This window comes from Mycolicibacterium sp. XJ879 (assembly GCF_053483935.1).
In genome coordinates this window covers 215791-230334 of record NZ_JBEFTH010000007.1, presented here as the reverse complement: position 1 = coordinate 230334, position 14544 = coordinate 215791, and the positions used below count along the sequence as shown (strand labels likewise).

Sequence of the window (14544 nt, the reverse complement as noted above, 5' to 3'; positions counted from 1 at the left end):
CGCGCCGAAATCGCCCCCGGATAGGGTGACTCAGTGCCCGTCGTCGACATGATTTTGATCGCGTTGGCGGGTCTCGGCGCAGGCGCCATCAACACCCTCGTCGGCTCGGGCACGCTGATCACCTTCCCCACCCTGGTGACACTGGGCTATCCGCCGGTGACCGCGACCATGTCCAACGCGGTCGGGTTGGTGGCAGGCAGCCTGTCCGGCACCTGGGGGTATCGGCGCGAGCTGCGGGGCCAATGGAATCGGCTGGCGTGGCAACTGCCGGCCTCGTTCGTGGGCGCAGGCCTGGGCGCGTGGCTGCTGCTGCACCTCCCGGAGACGGTGTTCGAGCAGGTGGTGCCGGTGCTGCTGGTCGCGGCCCTGGCGCTGGTGGTGGTGGGACCGCGGATCCAGGCCTATGCGCGACGGCAAGCCGAGGCGGCCGGGAGATCCGCCGATCACGTCTCGACGGCAAGGATGGTGGCGCTGGTGGCCGCCACGTTCGCGATCGGTGTCTACGGCGGCTACTTCACCGCGGCGCAGGGCATCATGCTGATCGCCGCGATGGGCGCGCTACTGCCGGAGGACATCCAGCGGATGAACGCGGCCAAGAACCTGCTGTCGTTGGTGGTCAACGTCGTCGCGGCGGCGGCGTACATCCTGGTGGCGTTCGACCGGATCAGCTGGGAGGCGGCCGGGCTGATCGCGGTCGGATCGCTGATCGGCGGATACCTCGGCGCACACTACGGACGGCGGCTGTCGCCGAACGTGTTGCGGGCGGTGATCGTCGTGGTGGGAACAATTGGGCTGTACCGATTGCTCACTGTGTAGACGTCTTCGATAAGCTGCGTTGATCCGCGACCGCGAGAGGGAGACAGGTGGCTGAACGCCAGTTCCGCATTGCACCGTCGGCCCTCTGCGCCCTGGAGCCGTTCTGGCCGTCACGACGGCTGATGGCTTTCGACGAGTGGTGTTGCGCGCGCATCTGACCGCGCCCACCATTCCCTCCGGTCACCCCTGCCCGTGACCGCTTAGTCGAAAGCTGCCGAACCTATGCGTTCGCTTCTGATCTTCGCGCTCGTCGGCGTTGGCGCCCAGCTGGTCGACGGTGCCCTCGGCATGGCGTTCGGCGTCACCGCTTCCACGCTGCTGGTGCTCAGCGGTGTCGGCGCCGCGCAGGCCAGTGCTGCGGTGCACCTCGCCGAGGTGGGCACCACGCTGGCGTCCGGATTGTCGCACTGGCGGTTCAAGAACATCGACTGGACGATCGTGTTGAAGCTCGGGGCGCCAGGTGCCGTCGGGGCGTTCGCGGGTGCCACGGTGTTGTCGTCGTTGTCGACCGAGCACGCGGCCCCGTTGATGGCGGGCATCCTGGTCGCCATCGGTACCTATGTGGTGCTGCGGTTTTCGCTGCGCAACCCGCCAGTGCTGCGGCACGGAGGGACCCCGCACCGGGCGAGGTTTCTCAGCCCGCTGGGGCTGTTCGGCGGGTTCATCGACGCGTCCGGTGGGGGCGGTTGGGGTCCGGTGACGACGAGCACGCTGCTCTCGCGGGGTAAGACCGCGCCGCGCACGGTGATCGGTTCGGTCAGCGCTTCGGAGTTCCTGGTGGCCGCTGCGGCGTCGGTGGGCTTCGTGATCGGCCTGCGCGACGAGTTCGTTTCGAACCTGCCGATCGTCGCCGGACTGGCTATCGGCGGGGTGGTCGCGGCGCCGTTCGCGGCCTGGTTGGTCAGCCGGATCAGCCCCGCCCTGTTGGGCACTGCGGTCGGCGGCGTGATCGTGCTGACCAACAGCCAGAAGTTGGTGCACTACTTCGGCATCGAATGGCCGTGGTCGACGGGTGTGTACGCGACGATCACCGTGGCATGGGCGACGGCGCTGATACTGGCGTGGCGGACCTCGCGCGCCCCGCGGTTCGTGCCCGACGACGACGCGCTGGACGCGGCACCGGAAGTGGCCCGGGACACGGCGACGACGGCGAAGCCGGGTTGGGGAGAGCCCAGCGCCCTGCGGTAGGCTTTCGACCGCTGCCGGCGATCCCGGCGGCGGTCGCGGGCTGTGGCGCAGCTTGGTAGCGCACTACACTGGGGGTGTAGGGGTCGCAGGTTCAAATCCTGTCAGCCCGACCATTTGTTTCTGTTGCTCGGCGGCGACACGTAGTTCTACTCATGACCGCCGACCGAGTCCCCGGGCATGCTGAAGACATGCCGCTGACCGCGCATCTGTATTGGCCTCTGTCGCGCGTCGACAAGTTTGCCGCTGAAACCCCGCCGGACCGGGACCGTGCCATCGACGTCGCCCGGCTCGGCGCGCTCGTCGTCGTCGTCTTCGGGCACTGCGCACTGCTGCTGGCCACCATCGACAGCGGTGGTGTCCGGATCGGCAACATCCTCGGCGAGATCCCGGCGCTGACCCCGATCACCTGGGTGGTACAGGTGATGCCGCTGTTCTTTCTGGCCGGCGGCGCCGCGGGGGCGTACGGCTGGCACACCGGCCGGGCCTGGGGCCAGTGGCTGTTCACCCGCGCGCAGCGGCTGTGCCGGCCGGTGTTCTGGTACCTCGCGGTGTGGTCGGCAGCCCTGTTCGGTGTGCGGTTGACCCTCGGCGCGGAGTCCGCGGCCGATCTGGGCCGCGAGGCCGTCGCGCTGCTGTGGTTCCTCGGCGTCTACTTCATCGTGCTGGCATTCGTGCCGGTGCTGACCCGCCTCGACAGCGGGCGCGCCACAACCGCCGTCGTCGCCGGGTTGCTGGCTGTGGCCGGGCTCAACGACGCGATCCGCATCGCGACCGGCACCGCCATGGCCGGTGTCGCCAACTTCGTCGTCGTCTGGCTCATTCCCGTCGTCATCGGCGTCGCGTACGCCCGCAGGCTGATCGGTCGCCGTACGGCGCTCGGGGTCGCGGTCGGTGCGCTCGCCGCACAGATCACGCTGGCGATGGTCGGCCCCTATGAGGTTTCGCTCGTCGTCACCGGAACCGAGCGATTGTCGAACGTTTCACCGCCCACCCTGCTGCTCGCCCTGCACTGCACCTGGATGTCATGCGCATTCGTCGCCACGGCCGGCGCGATCCAGCGATGGGCACAACGGCCACGCATCTGGTACGTGGTGGCCGTCGGCAACGGGGGAGCGATGACGCTGTACCTGTGGCATATCGTCGCGATCGCGATCGCCGCGTTCGCACTGCACGCCGTCGGCCTCGACGCCTACGACGTTGACGCAGCGGGATTCTGGGGCCGCCTGGCGCTGCGGACCGCCGTGTTCGCGGTGGTGATGTTCGCGATGTTCCGCCTGCTGTCACCGCTCGAGCATCGCCGGCTGCCGTGGTGGGACGCACCGGCTTCGGGCGCCGGCGCGAGATCCGTGACGGCCGGCGTGCTGGTGATCGCCGCCGGGGTGGCGCTGCTGCTGCTGGCCAAGAACGGTCTGACCGGTTCGACCGGCTGGACCTTGCTCGGCTGCTTCGTCGGCGCGGCGGCTACCGCACGAATCTGCTTGCGCGCCAGGGCTTGAGCAGATTTGCTAGCAGTCCGGCATCGCCTCTGCGATCGCGCGGCTTTCGGAACGGCCCGTTGCAGGGTATGCCGCCAACTATCCGGGGTCGCGGTGAGTGCGTACGTGACCTCGGTTACGGTCCCGGCGATTGCAGATTTCACGGGCAGAAGGCAATGAGCGCGTTCTGCACCGCTCGCTGCGCGCTCTCCGTCCGCATGAACGCGTCGGTCAACGCACCTGGGTCGTCCGCAGACACGGAATGCCCCGATCCGCTGTCGGAGCCGACATACTTTCCGACCGGGTTGCCCCCGGTTGCATCGGTGAACGCCGCGACGGCCGCATCGACCTGGTCGGCCGGCAACTTCTGACCGAGCAGGGCGGCGTTATCGCGATAGTTCCTCGGGCCCACGATCGCGCACATGTCCGGAAACTGCTCGGCGACCTGGTTCGCCGCTGTGACCAATTGCTCATCGGTGACGTCGGCGCACACCAACGGGCTGGAGGTACCCCACTCGTCGAGGAACCTGGCGCCGTCACTGCCGTACTGTGGCGCGCCGCCACCTGGCGACGCTGTGCCGTGCTCGAAGGCGCCGATCACTCGCATACCGGAAGTGCACGAAGACGTGCCTTGTCCGTCTGGCTGTTGATTCTGACTTCGCACACCGCTCTCACTGCTGCTGCAACCGCTCGTCAACGCGAGCGCGCCGAGCAACACCGAAACTGCAACGACGATCGGCCTGCCGAATACGCTTACCCCACTTGACAACTCAAGTCCTCTCTTTCGTCGCGCTTAGGATATCGACACATTGCACACAGCATCGGCCCGTTAAGGCGCAAACCGCCTCCTCGATTACGCAACACTGTGTATGTTAAATGCCGGCCGCTTGCCCCGCCGACGGATTCGAGTGTCATGTCGACAACTCCACGCAGTGACGAGGCCTTCGACGCGCTGCTCGGCATGTTTCGCGACCTAGGTGAGGTGGTCCGCGCCGACGCCTGCGATGACCGCGAGCGCCTGGAGGGCTACCGCGTGCTTTCCCGGATTATCGCCCTGTGCAGCGAACTGTCGCTCGACGTCGACCCCGAGGTGCCGCGGTTCTTCCCGATGGCAACGGCGCTGCGCCAGATCGGCGGACCCAATCCCGACGGCGAGTACGACCTGTGCGCGCTGACCCCGGGCCGTTCGTATCGGATCCACGGCCGCCGTGAGACGGTGACCTATCTGGGTTTTCAGGTGATGGCAGGCACCGGGCTCACACCCCGCCGCCACGCCGCCTATTTATCGGACACCGATTTGACCGTCGGCGCCGGCGGCACCTTCGAATTCGTGCTCGCCCCATCCGATCCCGGCACCGGTGAGCACTGGGTGCAGATTCCCGACGATGCCTCGGCCGTCGTCGTGCGGCAGTACGTCTCCGACCGCCGGACCGAGCAGATCGCGACCTACGAGATCGCCCAGATCGAACCGGCACAACCCGTCGCCGCGCTCACCGACGAAACACTCGCCGATCAGCTGAGCGCGTTCATGTGGACGGCCTACAAGCTGATGACGCTGCACCGCACCGTCTTACCGAACCTGTTGGACGAGCCCAACAAACTGGTGACGGCGGAGGCGGCGGCGCTGGGCTCGGAGAACACCACCCCCGACAACCTCTACATGCTCGGCACGTTCGACCTGACCGACGGCCAGGCCCTGCAGCTCGACATCGAACCACCCGACACCCGCTACTGGTCGATCACCCTGGAGAATAGCTGGCACGAGTGCCTGGAGCCGTTTCGCAGCCGCAGTTCGGGCACCCAGGCCTCATTTCAACCCCGCGCCGACGGCACCGTGCGCGTCGTCATCGCCGGCCATGACCCCGGCGTGCCGAACTGGCTCGACACCGGCGGACGCCGCCGCGGCTTCATCGTGCTGCGCTGGCTCGACAACCCGGACCCGCCCAGCGTCACCACCACCCTGCTCAACCTCACCGAGGTCACCGCATGAAATCCCAGGAGCTTATCGAGTCCGCCATCGCCACAACGGGTCTCACCGACTTCGGCGACGACGCGCTATTCGGCGGTGACGGCTGGCGCACCGGCCTGGACGTGCTCGTCGATTCGTTGGCCCGCGAGGCGAACCTGCACGAAATGGGGCAGTTCGTCGTCCAAAATGAGCTCACCCAGTACCTGGTGAACCGGTTGCGCATCGTCGACCACCACCGCCGCCACCCCGAGATTCGGGAGCGCGACATCACGCCGCCGATCGTCATCATGGGTCAGGCTCGCACCGGGACCACCATGCTCTTCGATCTGCTCGCACAGGATCCCGACCATCGGGTGCCGCAGACGTGGGAGGTCGACCAGCCGTTGCCGCCGCCGCGCACCGAGACCTACCTGACCGACCCGCGAATCGCCCAGACCGAGGCGGGTTTCGAGCTCGTGGACACCGTGATCCCAGAGTTTCGGGCCGTGCATCAACTCGGCGCCCAACTCGCCCAGGAGTGCGTGCGCATCACCGCGAGCCACTTCGTCTCCGCGATCTTTCCCACCCAGTACCAAGTGCCCTCCTACCTGCAATGGCTGCTGAATCCGGCCCAGGAGCAGGGACACGTCGCCGGCTCCTACACCTGGCACCGGCGCTTCCTCGAACTGTTGGCCAGCGAAGCCCCCGGCAACCGCTGGCTGATCAAGACCCCGTTTCACTGCTGGACGCTGCCCGAACTGATGGCCGAATACCCGCAGGCGCTTCTGGTGCAGACACACCGTGACCCCGCCAAGGTGATGGCCTCCACCACAAGCCTGCTCGCCACGCTGCGCAAGCTGGGCACCGACGACACCGATCAGCCCAGGATGGCCGCCGAGTTCTTCGAGTTCATCCTCGGCGGGCTCGAGCGCAGCGCCGACGCCCGTTTCACCGGTGTCGTACCCGCGGACCGGGTGGTCGACGTCCAGTTCGCCGACCTGATGAACGACCCGATCGGCGCCGCCAAGACCGTCTACTCCGCGTTCGGGTGGACGTTCACCGCCGACGTCGAGGACGCCATGACAAACTTCCTGCGCACCCACGTGCGCGAGGGCCACGGTCATCCGTACACGTTCGAGGCCACCGGCCTTTCGCTCGACGCGATCCGCGAACGCACCGCCCGCTACACCGAGTACTTCGCCGTCGCCGAGGAGCTGAGCTGACCCGCGTCGCCGCGGCCGGCCCGGGCCGGCCGCGCGATTCACAACGGCACGAGGCAGTCCTGGCCGCCACCCGGGAGTTGCTCGACGAACGCGGTTACACCGCGGTCACCTTCTCCGAGGTCGGCAAGCGCGCCGGCGTCACCCGGCAGTTGGTCTACCGGTGGTGGGCGGTCAAGGCCTCGTTGGTATCCGAGGCGCTCTTCGGCTTCGGCACGCCCGAGTGGCCGACGGCCTATCGCGGTCCGCTCGGCGCGGACCTGCGGACGTTCGTCGGCGCCATCGTCGACTACGCGTGCCGACCCGATGTGCGTGCCGGCATCGCGGGGCTGATGGCCGACGCGGACCCCCATACTCCGTTGCCGGGTCTGGTCGAGGGCCTGCTGGTTCCGCTGCGTGCGTCACTGACGGCGCTCGTCGACGCCGGGATCGGCCGCGGTGACACGCGAATGAACGTCGATATCGACTTGACGCTCAACACCATTCGCGGTGCGGTGACGATGCACCTGCTGGCCGATCAGACGCCGCCCGATGTGGTGGTCGAACACGTCGCCCAGCTGATGACCTGGGCGCTGACGCGGCCCTAGTGGCAACCGTATCGGGTTGTGGCACTGCGGCTTTGGCCCGTACCGCGATCAAGCCGGCGCCGATGACCAACGCCATCCCCGCGTACATGTAGGCCGTCGGCGGATGCTGCCAGACGATCCAGTCGATCAGCGCGGAGAACACGATCATGGAGTAGATGAACGGTCCTACCTTCTCCGCCGACGCATAGCGATGGGCCACCACGGCACAACAAGGGCAATTCGTCCTTCAGCGCGGGCGCGCGACGATCACCGGCTTGCGAACGGCCTGCACCACGGCCGAGCTGACCGATCCCAGCAGCATTCCGGTGAACCCGCCGCGGCCACGGCTGCCGACGACCACCAGCTGCGCGGACTCGGCGTGCTCGACGAGTTGGCGTGCCGGCTCGTCGCGCACCACCACCGGCCGCACTGCCACGTTGGGGTACCGCTTCTGCCACGGGGTCAGATGATCGGTCAGCCGTTGTTCCTCGTGGGTCTTGACCGTTTCCCAGTCCAACTCGGGCAGATCGAGCACGGTGTCGCTCCACGCCTCCAACGCCACGACCTCCACGCCCCGCAGCGCCGCCGCCTCGAATGCGATGTCGGTGGCGTAGTCGGCGCCCGCGGAGCCGTCCACGCCGACTAGAACCGGCGCGGTCGCTGTGTCCGGCGTCGCTGATTTGTCGTCGCCGATGACGGCCACCGGGCAATGCGCGCGATGTACCAGCCCCGACGTCACGGAGCCGAGCAGAAGCCTGCTGACCGCGCCGCGGCCCCGGTTGCCGACCACGACCATGTCGGCCGTCTCCGAGATGTCGACAAACGTGGGCACGGTGGATCCGAAGAACACCTCGGTGTTGACTTTGGCGGGCCGGTGCTCGGCGGCGTAGGAGTCGACGAGCTTGACCGCGGCCTCCATGTAGTGCCCGACCATCTCCTGTTGCCACTGGTGCAGGTCGACGGGCAGCGGGACGTGTGGGGACGTGGTGATGATTGGGTTGACCACGTTCACCAACGTGAGCGCGACGCCACGCAGTGCCGCCTCCCGCGCCGCCCAGCCGATCGCCACCGTGGACGTCGATGATCCGTCGACGCCGGCGACGATGCCGGGATTCTCGATCAGAGCCGCCACCTCAGCCTCCTCCGTGCTCGCCGAAAAGCCGGTGCCCAACAGTGTGCACTGTGGGCGCGCCCGGCGGACGGGAAAGGCCCTTGCTCAGGAGACCGTTTGGTCACCCGTCACGGCACCGTGGCAGACCCAGCCGTCAGGGACCTGCGCGGTCGCGACGAGTTCCGTCAGCTCATCGCGGTCCGAGGCAGACAGCGTGTCGTCGGCCTGCGGGTAGAGAATCCGCTCTTCCTTCCAGTTGTGCGATCCCAACAGCGTCAACAATTCTCGGCACAGCTGCGCTGCGGTGTCGGTGCTGTCGCGGGTGAGACAATCGTCGAGTTGTTCCAGCAGCGGCCAGATGTGAGCGTGCTCATGCACCATCACCATGACCGGGCCCACCATGCCCGCCGCCCGCAGCGGCGGGAACAGGTACTCCTCTTCGAGATAGATGTGTCGCCGCAGCACGGCCACCGCTTGGCGCAGTGCGTCGCGGTGCTCATCGGTGACCTCCGCGTGGGCCCTGTCGGCGAAGAGTTCGATACCGCGGTCGATGGTCTGGTGCTCGCGTTCGAGCGCGGCGCTCAACGTGGCGCTCATGCCGTCTCCCGGGCCAGCAGTTGTGCGTTGACGCTGATTTTCGCGCCGGCGAACAGCCGCGACACCGGGCACAGCGCGGCGGCCTCATCCCCAACCTTCCGAAAATCTGCGGCTGCGATTCCCTCGACTTCGGCAGTGATGTCCAGTGCCGAGGTGACGATCGTCGGTAACCCGTCGACCTCGTCGAGCGTCACCGTCGCCTGCACGTCCAGCCGTTGCGGCTCAACGTGGTGCTCACCGAGTTTGAGCGCAAGCGCCATCGAGAAGCATGACGAATGCGCTGCGGCGGCCAGTTCTTCGGGGCTGGTCTTACCGCCGGGCTGTTCGGTGCGTGCGGCCCAGGTGACATCGTTTCCCGGGCCTGCCCAGACGGTGCGCGTGGTGCGATCAGCGATAGCCATGAGTTCTCTTTTCTTCTGCGACGGAGGCCCGTGTTTATACAGTCATCATTTGTAGAAACGCTACTCCAGTCTCGGCGTTACCGCGAGGGCTGGGCCGCCAGTCGTCCGCGCAACTGCTTGGTCTCCTCGAATGTGGCGGTGACGTCGCGCAGCGGTGAATCCGAACATCCGTTGCGCCATCTCCCGCTCGGATGCGACGGACCCAGTATTGCATTAGGCAAGTCTTGCGTTATGCACGGCTAGATGTCTGCGGCGGTATCCGGGTTTCTGCCCCGGCGACACGGTCCGACCGCTTAGGCTCCAGCCATGTCGATCGACCGTGCCGCGCTGGTCGCGGGCAGCATCCGCCTCGCGTCAGGCATCTCATTTCTCGTCGACCCGCTGGCAGCCAACCGGTTGTGGGGCGCCCCTGACGACACGACGCCGACGACCCAACTGCTGTTGCGTTCGATGGGCTACCGCGACGCACTCATCGGTGGTCTGCTGACCGCGGCGGCGCTGCGTGGGCGCAACACCCGGGGCTGGTTCCTCGCCTCCGGCGGCGCCGACGCCGCCGACCTGCTCGGCGGGATCGGGGTGCACAACGAGATGAAGCCGTCCCAGCGCACCATCGGCCTCGGCGGCGCGGTCGTCGGCATCGGCGTCGGGCTGTGGGGCGCAATGCGCAGACGCCCACAGTCATCGCAGAATTCAGCGTCGAGCTAGGGGCTCGGGCCACGGCGCGGGCCTCGGCCGCGCACGCACCACCTGGGGCCACCAGAACCACTTGCCCAGCAGCGCTGCGATCGACGGTGTCATGAAGGCGCGGATCACCAACGTGTCGAACAACAGGCCCAGCCCGATCGTCGTGCCGACCTGAGCGACCACGGTCAACTCGCTGACCACCATCGAGAACATCGTGAAGGCGAACACCAGACCCGCGGCGGTCACCACCGATCCGCTGCCGCCCATCGCCCGGATGATGGCCGTGTTGACCCCGGCCGGCAGTTCTTCTTTCAGGCGTGCCACCAGCAGCAGGTTGTAGTCGGCGCCGACGGCCAACAGGATGATCACCGCCATGGCCATCACCATGAACTGCAATTCGATGCCCAGGACGTGTTGCCACAGCAGCACCGAGAGCCCGAAGGACGCGCCCAGCGACAACACCACGGTGCCGACGATGACACCCGCCGCGACGATGCTGCGCGTGATCAGCAGCATGATCGTGAAGATCAGCGCCAACGCGAGGATGCCCGCGATCATCAGGTCGTAGCTGTTGCCGTCGCGCATGTCCTTGAACGACGACGCGGTACCGCCGAGGTAGATCGTCGAGCCCTCCAGCGGTGTGCCCTTGACGGCTTCCTTGGCGGCCAGCTTGATCGCGTCGATGCGGTCGATGCCGGCCGCGCTGAGCGGGTCACCTTCGTGGTTGATGATGAACCGCACCGCGTGCCCATTGGGCGAGATGAAGTTCTCCATGCCCTTCTTGAAGTCTTCGTTGTCGAAGATCTCCGGCGGCAGGTAGAACGTGTCGTCGTTCCACGAGTTGTTGAACGCATCGCCCATGGCGGACTGGTTCTCCGACATCGCGGCCTGTTGATCCTGCATGCCCGCCTGGGTGGCGTGCATGGTCAGCATCATCTTCTTCATGTTCTTCATCGTCTGGATCTGCTCGGGCATCAGCGCAAGCAGTTGCGGCATCAGCGCATCGAGGCGTTCCAATTCGGGCAGCAGCGCCTGGACATTGTCGGTCATGACATTGACGCCGTCGATGGTGTCGAAGATCGACCTCAGGGTCCAACAGACCGGGATGTTGTAGCAGTGCGGTTCCCAGTAGAAGTAGTTGCGGATCGGCCGGAAGAAGTCGTCGAAGTTGGCGATGTGGTCGCGCAGTTCGACAATGTCGACGGTCATCGTCCGGGTCTTTTCGACCATGCTGTGGGTGGTCGCGTTCATCTCGGCCATCAACGACATCATTCGGGTCATCGTGTCGATGGTCGTCTGCATCTCCTCGGCCTGCACCAGCATGTCGTCCATGCGGTCCTGCATGTACTTGCGGTTCAGGTCCTGGGTGACGCCGCCGAGGCTGATCTGGGCCGGAATCGTGCTGAACTCGATCGGCTTGCCGTCCGGGCGGGTGATCGACTGAACTCTGCCGATGCCGGGCACGTCGAACACGGCTTTGGCGATCTTGTCGATCACCAGGAAGTCCGCCGAGTTGCGCAGGTCGTGGTCGCTTTCCACGAGCAGCACTTCGGGGTTCATCGTGGCGGGGGAGAAATGCCGTTCAGCCGCCGCGAAACCTTCGTTGGCGGGCAGGTCGGGCGGCAGATACTGGCGGTCGTTGTAGTTGGGCTGGTAGCCGGGCAGGGCCAGCAGGCCGACGAGGGAGATCGCGACCGTCACGAACAGGATCGGTGCCGGCCAGCGCACGATGGCGGCGCCGATCTTGCGCCAACCCCGAATCCGCATCGCGCGCTTGGGTTCGAGCAGGCCGAACCGACTGGCCACGATGATGATCGCGGCGCCCAGGGTCAGCGCGACGAACACCGCCGTCGTCATCCCGACCGCCAGCGGCACGCCGAGCGACTGGAAATACGGCAGCCGGGTGAAGGACAGGCAGAACGTCGCCCCGGCGATCGTCATACCCGACCCGAGCACGACGTGGGCGGTGCCGCGATACATCGTGTGGAAGGCGGTGACCCGGTCCTGTCCTATCGTGCGCGCTTCCTGGTAGCGACCGGTGAGAAAGATCGCGTAGTCCGTCGACGCCGCGATGGCCAAGGTGACGAGCAGGTTGGTGGCGAACGTCGAGAGCCCGATGAGGTCGTGGTAGCCGAGGAAGGCCACCACGCCGCGGGTAGCCGCCAGCGCAAGGACCACCATCGCCAGCGTCAACAGCACGGTCGTGATGGACCGGTAGACCAGCAGCAACATCGTGATGATGACGGCGAACGTCACCATCTCGATGATGCGTACGCTGCGGTCGCTGGCGATCTGCTGATCGGCTATCAACGCCGATCCACCGGTGACGAACACGTCGACGCTCGGCGGAGGTGGCAACCCGTCGACGATGTTCTGCACCGTCTCCACCGACTCGTTGGACAACGCCTCGCCCATGTTGCCGGCCAGGTACACCTGCACGTAGACGGCCTTGCGGTCGGCGCTGAGCGCGGCGGCCTCGGTCAGCGGGTCGCCCCAGAAGTCCTGTACGTGCTCAACGTGTTTGGTGTCGGCTTCGAGCTTGCCGATCAGCTCGTTGTAGTAGGCCCGCTCCTCGTCCCCGAGAGGTTCCTGGCCCTCGATGACGATCATCGCCGAGCTGTCGGAGTCGTACTCCTCGAAGACCGTGCCGATGCGTTTCATCGCGATCACCGACGGCGCTTCGTCGGGGCTCATCGAAACCGAACGCATCTGGCCGACGACCTCGAGCTGCGGCACCGAGACGTTGAGGACCGCGATCAGAAGGATCCAGCCGATGATGATCGGCACCGCCAGGCGCCGGATCCAGGTGGCCACGTTGGACCGCAACGGCTTATGTGCTGTCGGTGCCGAATCGACGGCAGGGGTGCTCACCTAGCCAACACCTCGGCTGAGCTCCTCCCTTGGAGTGTTAGACCGTCTTAGTTTTTACCAGATTAGGCTGGCCTACGGCGAACTACCTCTGCTGACCAGCCACGCCGGTGTACGACGCGGCAGTGCGCAACATTGTAGGGGCCTTGGCTGAGGGCAACTTCACCGCCGCAGTAACACGACGACCCCTGGGCCGATATTCACGTTGAGGCACGGCGGATCGACAGAGATGGGGCAGCGGTGCAGACAGCGCTCGAGCTTTCGATGACCTCGACCGGTATCTCCTGGGCATTGGTTGACGCGACCGGCGTGAACGAGGCCGTCCTTGATCACGACCACGTCGACACCGCCTCCGACGACGGCGACATCACCGCTCATCAGGGCGCGGTGCGCGGCGCGCTGGCCATCGCCGACGCCAGCGGTTATGTGGTGAAATCAGTCTCGCTGCGATACACCGACGACGTCGAAGCGAACGCGTCACTGCTTCGGGAGTGGTTGCGGGACACAGGTTTCGACAATGTCGATACCCCGCCTGTCGCGAAGCCGGCACGTCGGCGGCGCCGGTTCGGTTCGCACCTGCGCGCGGCCGCCATCGTGGTGGGCGGTGTGATCGCGCTGTTCGCCGTGGCGCCCGAACTCGGCGGACAGCCGGAAGCCTCGTCGTCGGGCAGCGATGCGGCATCCACCACCACGGTGGTGGCGGTGACCGTCGCGCCGCTGGACGCGCCGGCGTCGTCGCTGAAGACCTACACCATCCCTGACGTGGCGCCGGCGACCCGGCCCGCGCCCACCTACTCCAGCGCGCCCGAGGCCGTCGTCGCCGCCGCTCCCAATCCGATTGCGCCCGTAGGGGACCCGATGACAGAAGTACTGAGCTCGGTGGTCAGCGCCCTACCGTAATCACCAGGTCCAGACGGACGGGTCATGGGGCGGGTAGTCCGCGCACACCTCGGTGCCGTGCGCCACCACACCCTTGTTGTTGAAGAACAGCTTCGCCCAGTTGGGCCACGCGAACGCCATCTGCTCGTAGTAGATATTGGTGGCGATGTTCTCCGAGTAGGCGCGGCGACCGGGGTAGTCCATCGAGAAGTACCAGTGGATCCGGTCCCGTGCGCCCTGTTGGACCTGAGGCGACTTGTTCTTGTAGTCGATCATGTAGCGCTCGTAGTACACCGGGTCGGTGTCCCGCACCGCGGCCATGTACTGGTCGACCGTGCACGTCGTCTTGAGCATCCGGTTGGGGATCGGGTAGTCCTCGGTGGCGTCCGCGGACGCCGTTGCCGGAAAGAGCACGGCCGCGCTGACGGCCGCGGCCAGGGCGATGCTGACTTTGCGTAACACTTTTCGACTCCTTCTAGCGCGCCGCGTCGTCGAGAATCGGCAGTTTGTCGGGGCAGTAGGTGCGCAGCGCCGCGCCGAGGAACTGCCACGCCTGTTCGGTGGTGCTACCGCGCTGCAGCTGGTCGAAGATGAACTCCGCGGAATCGTTGGCGTTGCGGTCGACGTCGTTGCGCAACCGCTTGCAGCTGATCTTCGCGATCCAGGCGTTGAAGTCGCGCTGACCGTAGATCCCGTAGCTGTGCAGCTCCGAGGCGAAGGCAGTGTCGACATCAGCGGATGCCGGCGCTGCGAACGTCAGCCCGGCTGCGGCCACGGCTATTGCGACCATC

15 protein-coding genes and 1 tRNA gene are annotated in these 14544 nt (G+C 66.5%); 9 read left to right on the top strand and 7 right to left on the bottom strand.

The window, feature by feature from the left end:
* The first annotated feature begins 48 nt into the window (after window positions 1–48).
* The 4 genes from ABQF13_RS17620 to ABQF13_RS17605 all read left to right on the top strand — a co-directional run bounded on the left by ABQF13_RS17620 (window position 49) and on the right by ABQF13_RS17605 (window position 3500).
* Complete coding sequence (locus ABQF13_RS17620) at window positions 49–816, top strand: sulfite exporter TauE/SafE family protein (protein WP_448394091.1); 768 nt, start codon at window positions 49–51, stop codon at window positions 814–816.
* Between the two features lie 222 nt (window positions 817–1038).
* Window positions 1039–2004: a sulfite exporter TauE/SafE family protein gene (locus ABQF13_RS17615; protein WP_448394053.1), complete on the top strand. Its 966-nt coding sequence runs from the start codon at window positions 1039–1041 to the stop codon at window positions 2002–2004.
* A gap of 36 nt (window positions 2005–2040) precedes the next feature.
* Window positions 2041–2117, top strand: a tRNA-Pro gene (locus ABQF13_RS17610).
* Window positions 2118–2192: 75 nt separating this feature from the next.
* A complete protein-coding gene (locus ABQF13_RS17605) occupies window positions 2193–3500 on the top strand; it encodes an acyltransferase family protein (protein ID WP_448394090.1) in 1308 nt (435 codons plus the stop codon).
* Between the two features lie 139 nt (window positions 3501–3639).
* On the opposite strand, the gene ABQF13_RS17600 is transcribed toward ABQF13_RS17605, so the two are convergent.
* Window positions 3640–4086 carry a hypothetical protein gene (locus ABQF13_RS17600; RefSeq protein ID WP_448394052.1) on the bottom strand — a complete coding sequence of 149 codons (447 nt, stop codon included), beginning with the start codon at window positions 4084–4086 and terminating at the stop codon, window positions 3640–3642.
* A gap of 306 nt (window positions 4087–4392) precedes the next feature.
* Here ABQF13_RS17600 and ABQF13_RS17595 point away from each other — a divergent pair, with 306 nt between their 5' ends.
* Genes ABQF13_RS17595 through ABQF13_RS17585 form a run of 3 tightly spaced genes read left to right on the top strand, consistent with a single transcriptional unit; the run spans window position 4393 to window position 7234 of the window.
* Window positions 4393–5469, top strand: coding sequence for a DUF1214 domain-containing protein (locus ABQF13_RS17595; protein ID WP_448394051.1), 1077 nt, complete (start codon window positions 4393–4395; stop codon window positions 5467–5469).
* Window positions 5466–6650: a sulfotransferase family protein gene (locus tag ABQF13_RS17590; protein ID WP_448394050.1), complete on the top strand. Its 1185-nt coding sequence runs from the start codon at window positions 5466–5468 to the stop codon at window positions 6648–6650. The genes ABQF13_RS17595 and ABQF13_RS17590 overlap by 4 nt, the downstream gene beginning before the upstream one ends.
* Complete coding sequence (locus ABQF13_RS17585; RefSeq protein ID WP_448394089.1) at window positions 6647–7234, top strand: TetR/AcrR family transcriptional regulator; 588 nt, start codon at window positions 6647–6649, stop codon at window positions 7232–7234. Before ABQF13_RS17590 ends, ABQF13_RS17585 begins: the two co-directional genes overlap by 4 nt.
* 226 nt (window positions 7235–7460) lie before the next feature.
* Here the strand turns inward: ABQF13_RS17585 and ABQF13_RS17580 are convergent, their stop codons facing one another.
* From ABQF13_RS17580 to ABQF13_RS17570, 3 genes are all read right to left on the bottom strand, one after another.
* Entirely contained in the window at window positions 7461–8345 is an 885-nt protein-coding gene (locus tag ABQF13_RS17580; RefSeq protein ID WP_448394049.1) for a universal stress protein, read from the bottom strand.
* An 84-nt stretch (window positions 8346–8429) separates the two neighbouring features.
* Window positions 8430–8921, bottom strand: a complete 492-nt coding sequence (locus ABQF13_RS17575; protein WP_448394048.1) for a hemerythrin domain-containing protein — start codon at window positions 8919–8921, stop codon at window positions 8430–8432.
* Entirely contained in the window at window positions 8918–9322 is a 405-nt protein-coding gene (locus ABQF13_RS17570; RefSeq protein ID WP_448394047.1) for an OsmC family peroxiredoxin, read from the bottom strand. The genes ABQF13_RS17575 and ABQF13_RS17570 overlap by 4 nt, the downstream gene beginning before the upstream one ends.
* A 306-nt stretch (window positions 9323–9628) precedes the next feature.
* Here ABQF13_RS17570 and ABQF13_RS17565 point away from each other — a divergent pair, with 306 nt between their 5' ends.
* On the top strand, window positions 9629–10027 hold the full coding sequence (locus ABQF13_RS17565; protein ID WP_448394046.1) for a DUF4267 domain-containing protein: 399 nt from the start codon (window positions 9629–9631) through the stop codon (window positions 10025–10027).
* Here ABQF13_RS17565 and ABQF13_RS17560 read toward each other — a convergent pair.
* Window positions 10013–12877: an MMPL/RND family transporter gene (locus ABQF13_RS17560; RefSeq protein ID WP_448394045.1), complete on the bottom strand. Its 2865-nt coding sequence runs from the start codon at window positions 12875–12877 to the stop codon at window positions 10013–10015. The genes ABQF13_RS17565 and ABQF13_RS17560 overlap by 15 nt on opposite strands.
* Window positions 12878–13114: 237 nt before the next feature.
* Here ABQF13_RS17560 and ABQF13_RS17555 point away from each other — a divergent pair, with 237 nt between their 5' ends.
* A complete protein-coding gene (locus ABQF13_RS17555) occupies window positions 13115–13774 on the top strand; it encodes a DUF7159 family protein (protein WP_448394044.1) in 660 nt (219 codons plus the stop codon).
* Here the strand turns inward: ABQF13_RS17555 and ABQF13_RS17550 are convergent, their stop codons facing one another.
* Both ABQF13_RS17550 and ABQF13_RS17545 read right to left on the bottom strand, forming a co-directional pair.
* Window positions 13775–14215, bottom strand: a complete 441-nt coding sequence (locus ABQF13_RS17550; RefSeq protein ID WP_448394043.1) for a DUF5078 domain-containing protein — start codon at window positions 14213–14215, stop codon at window positions 13775–13777.
* A gap of 13 nt (window positions 14216–14228) precedes the next feature.
* Window positions 14229–14543 (bottom strand): DUF732 domain-containing protein, encoded by a 315-nt coding sequence (locus tag ABQF13_RS17545; RefSeq protein ID WP_448394042.1) that lies wholly within the window; start codon window positions 14541–14543, stop codon window positions 14229–14231.
* Between the last annotated feature and the right edge of the window lies 1 nt (window position 14544).

Bases quoted from the DNA above. Each gene is read 5' to 3' on its own strand.
- ABQF13_RS17620 (WP_448394091.1), top strand. From the start codon at position 49: ATGATTTTGATCGCGTTGGCGGGTCTCGGCGCAGGCGCCATCAACACC.
- ABQF13_RS17615 (WP_448394053.1), top strand. From the start codon at position 1,039: ATGCGTTCGCTTCTGATCTTCGCGCTCGTCGGCGTTGGCGCCCAGCTG.
- ABQF13_RS17605 (WP_448394090.1), top strand. From the start codon at position 2,193: ATGCCGCTGACCGCGCATCTGTATTGGCCTCTGTCGCGCGTCGACAAG.
- ABQF13_RS17600 (WP_448394052.1), bottom strand. From the start codon at position 4,086: ATGCGAGTGATCGGCGCCTTCGAGCACGGCACAGCGTCGCCAGGTGGC.
- ABQF13_RS17595 (WP_448394051.1), top strand. From the start codon at position 4,393: ATGTCGACAACTCCACGCAGTGACGAGGCCTTCGACGCGCTGCTCGGC.
- ABQF13_RS17590 (WP_448394050.1), top strand. From the start codon at position 5,466: ATGAAATCCCAGGAGCTTATCGAGTCCGCCATCGCCACAACGGGTCTC.
- ABQF13_RS17575 (WP_448394048.1), bottom strand. From the start codon at position 8,921: ATGAGCGCCACGTTGAGCGCCGCGCTCGAACGCGAGCACCAGACCATC.
- ABQF13_RS17570 (WP_448394047.1), bottom strand. From the start codon at position 9,322: ATGGCTATCGCTGATCGCACCACGCGCACCGTCTGGGCAGGCCCGGGA.
- ABQF13_RS17565 (WP_448394046.1), top strand. From the start codon at position 9,629: ATGTCGATCGACCGTGCCGCGCTGGTCGCGGGCAGCATCCGCCTCGCG.
- ABQF13_RS17545 (WP_448394042.1), bottom strand. From the start codon at position 14,543: ATGGTCGCAATAGCCGTGGCCGCAGCCGGGCTGACGTTCGCAGCGCCG.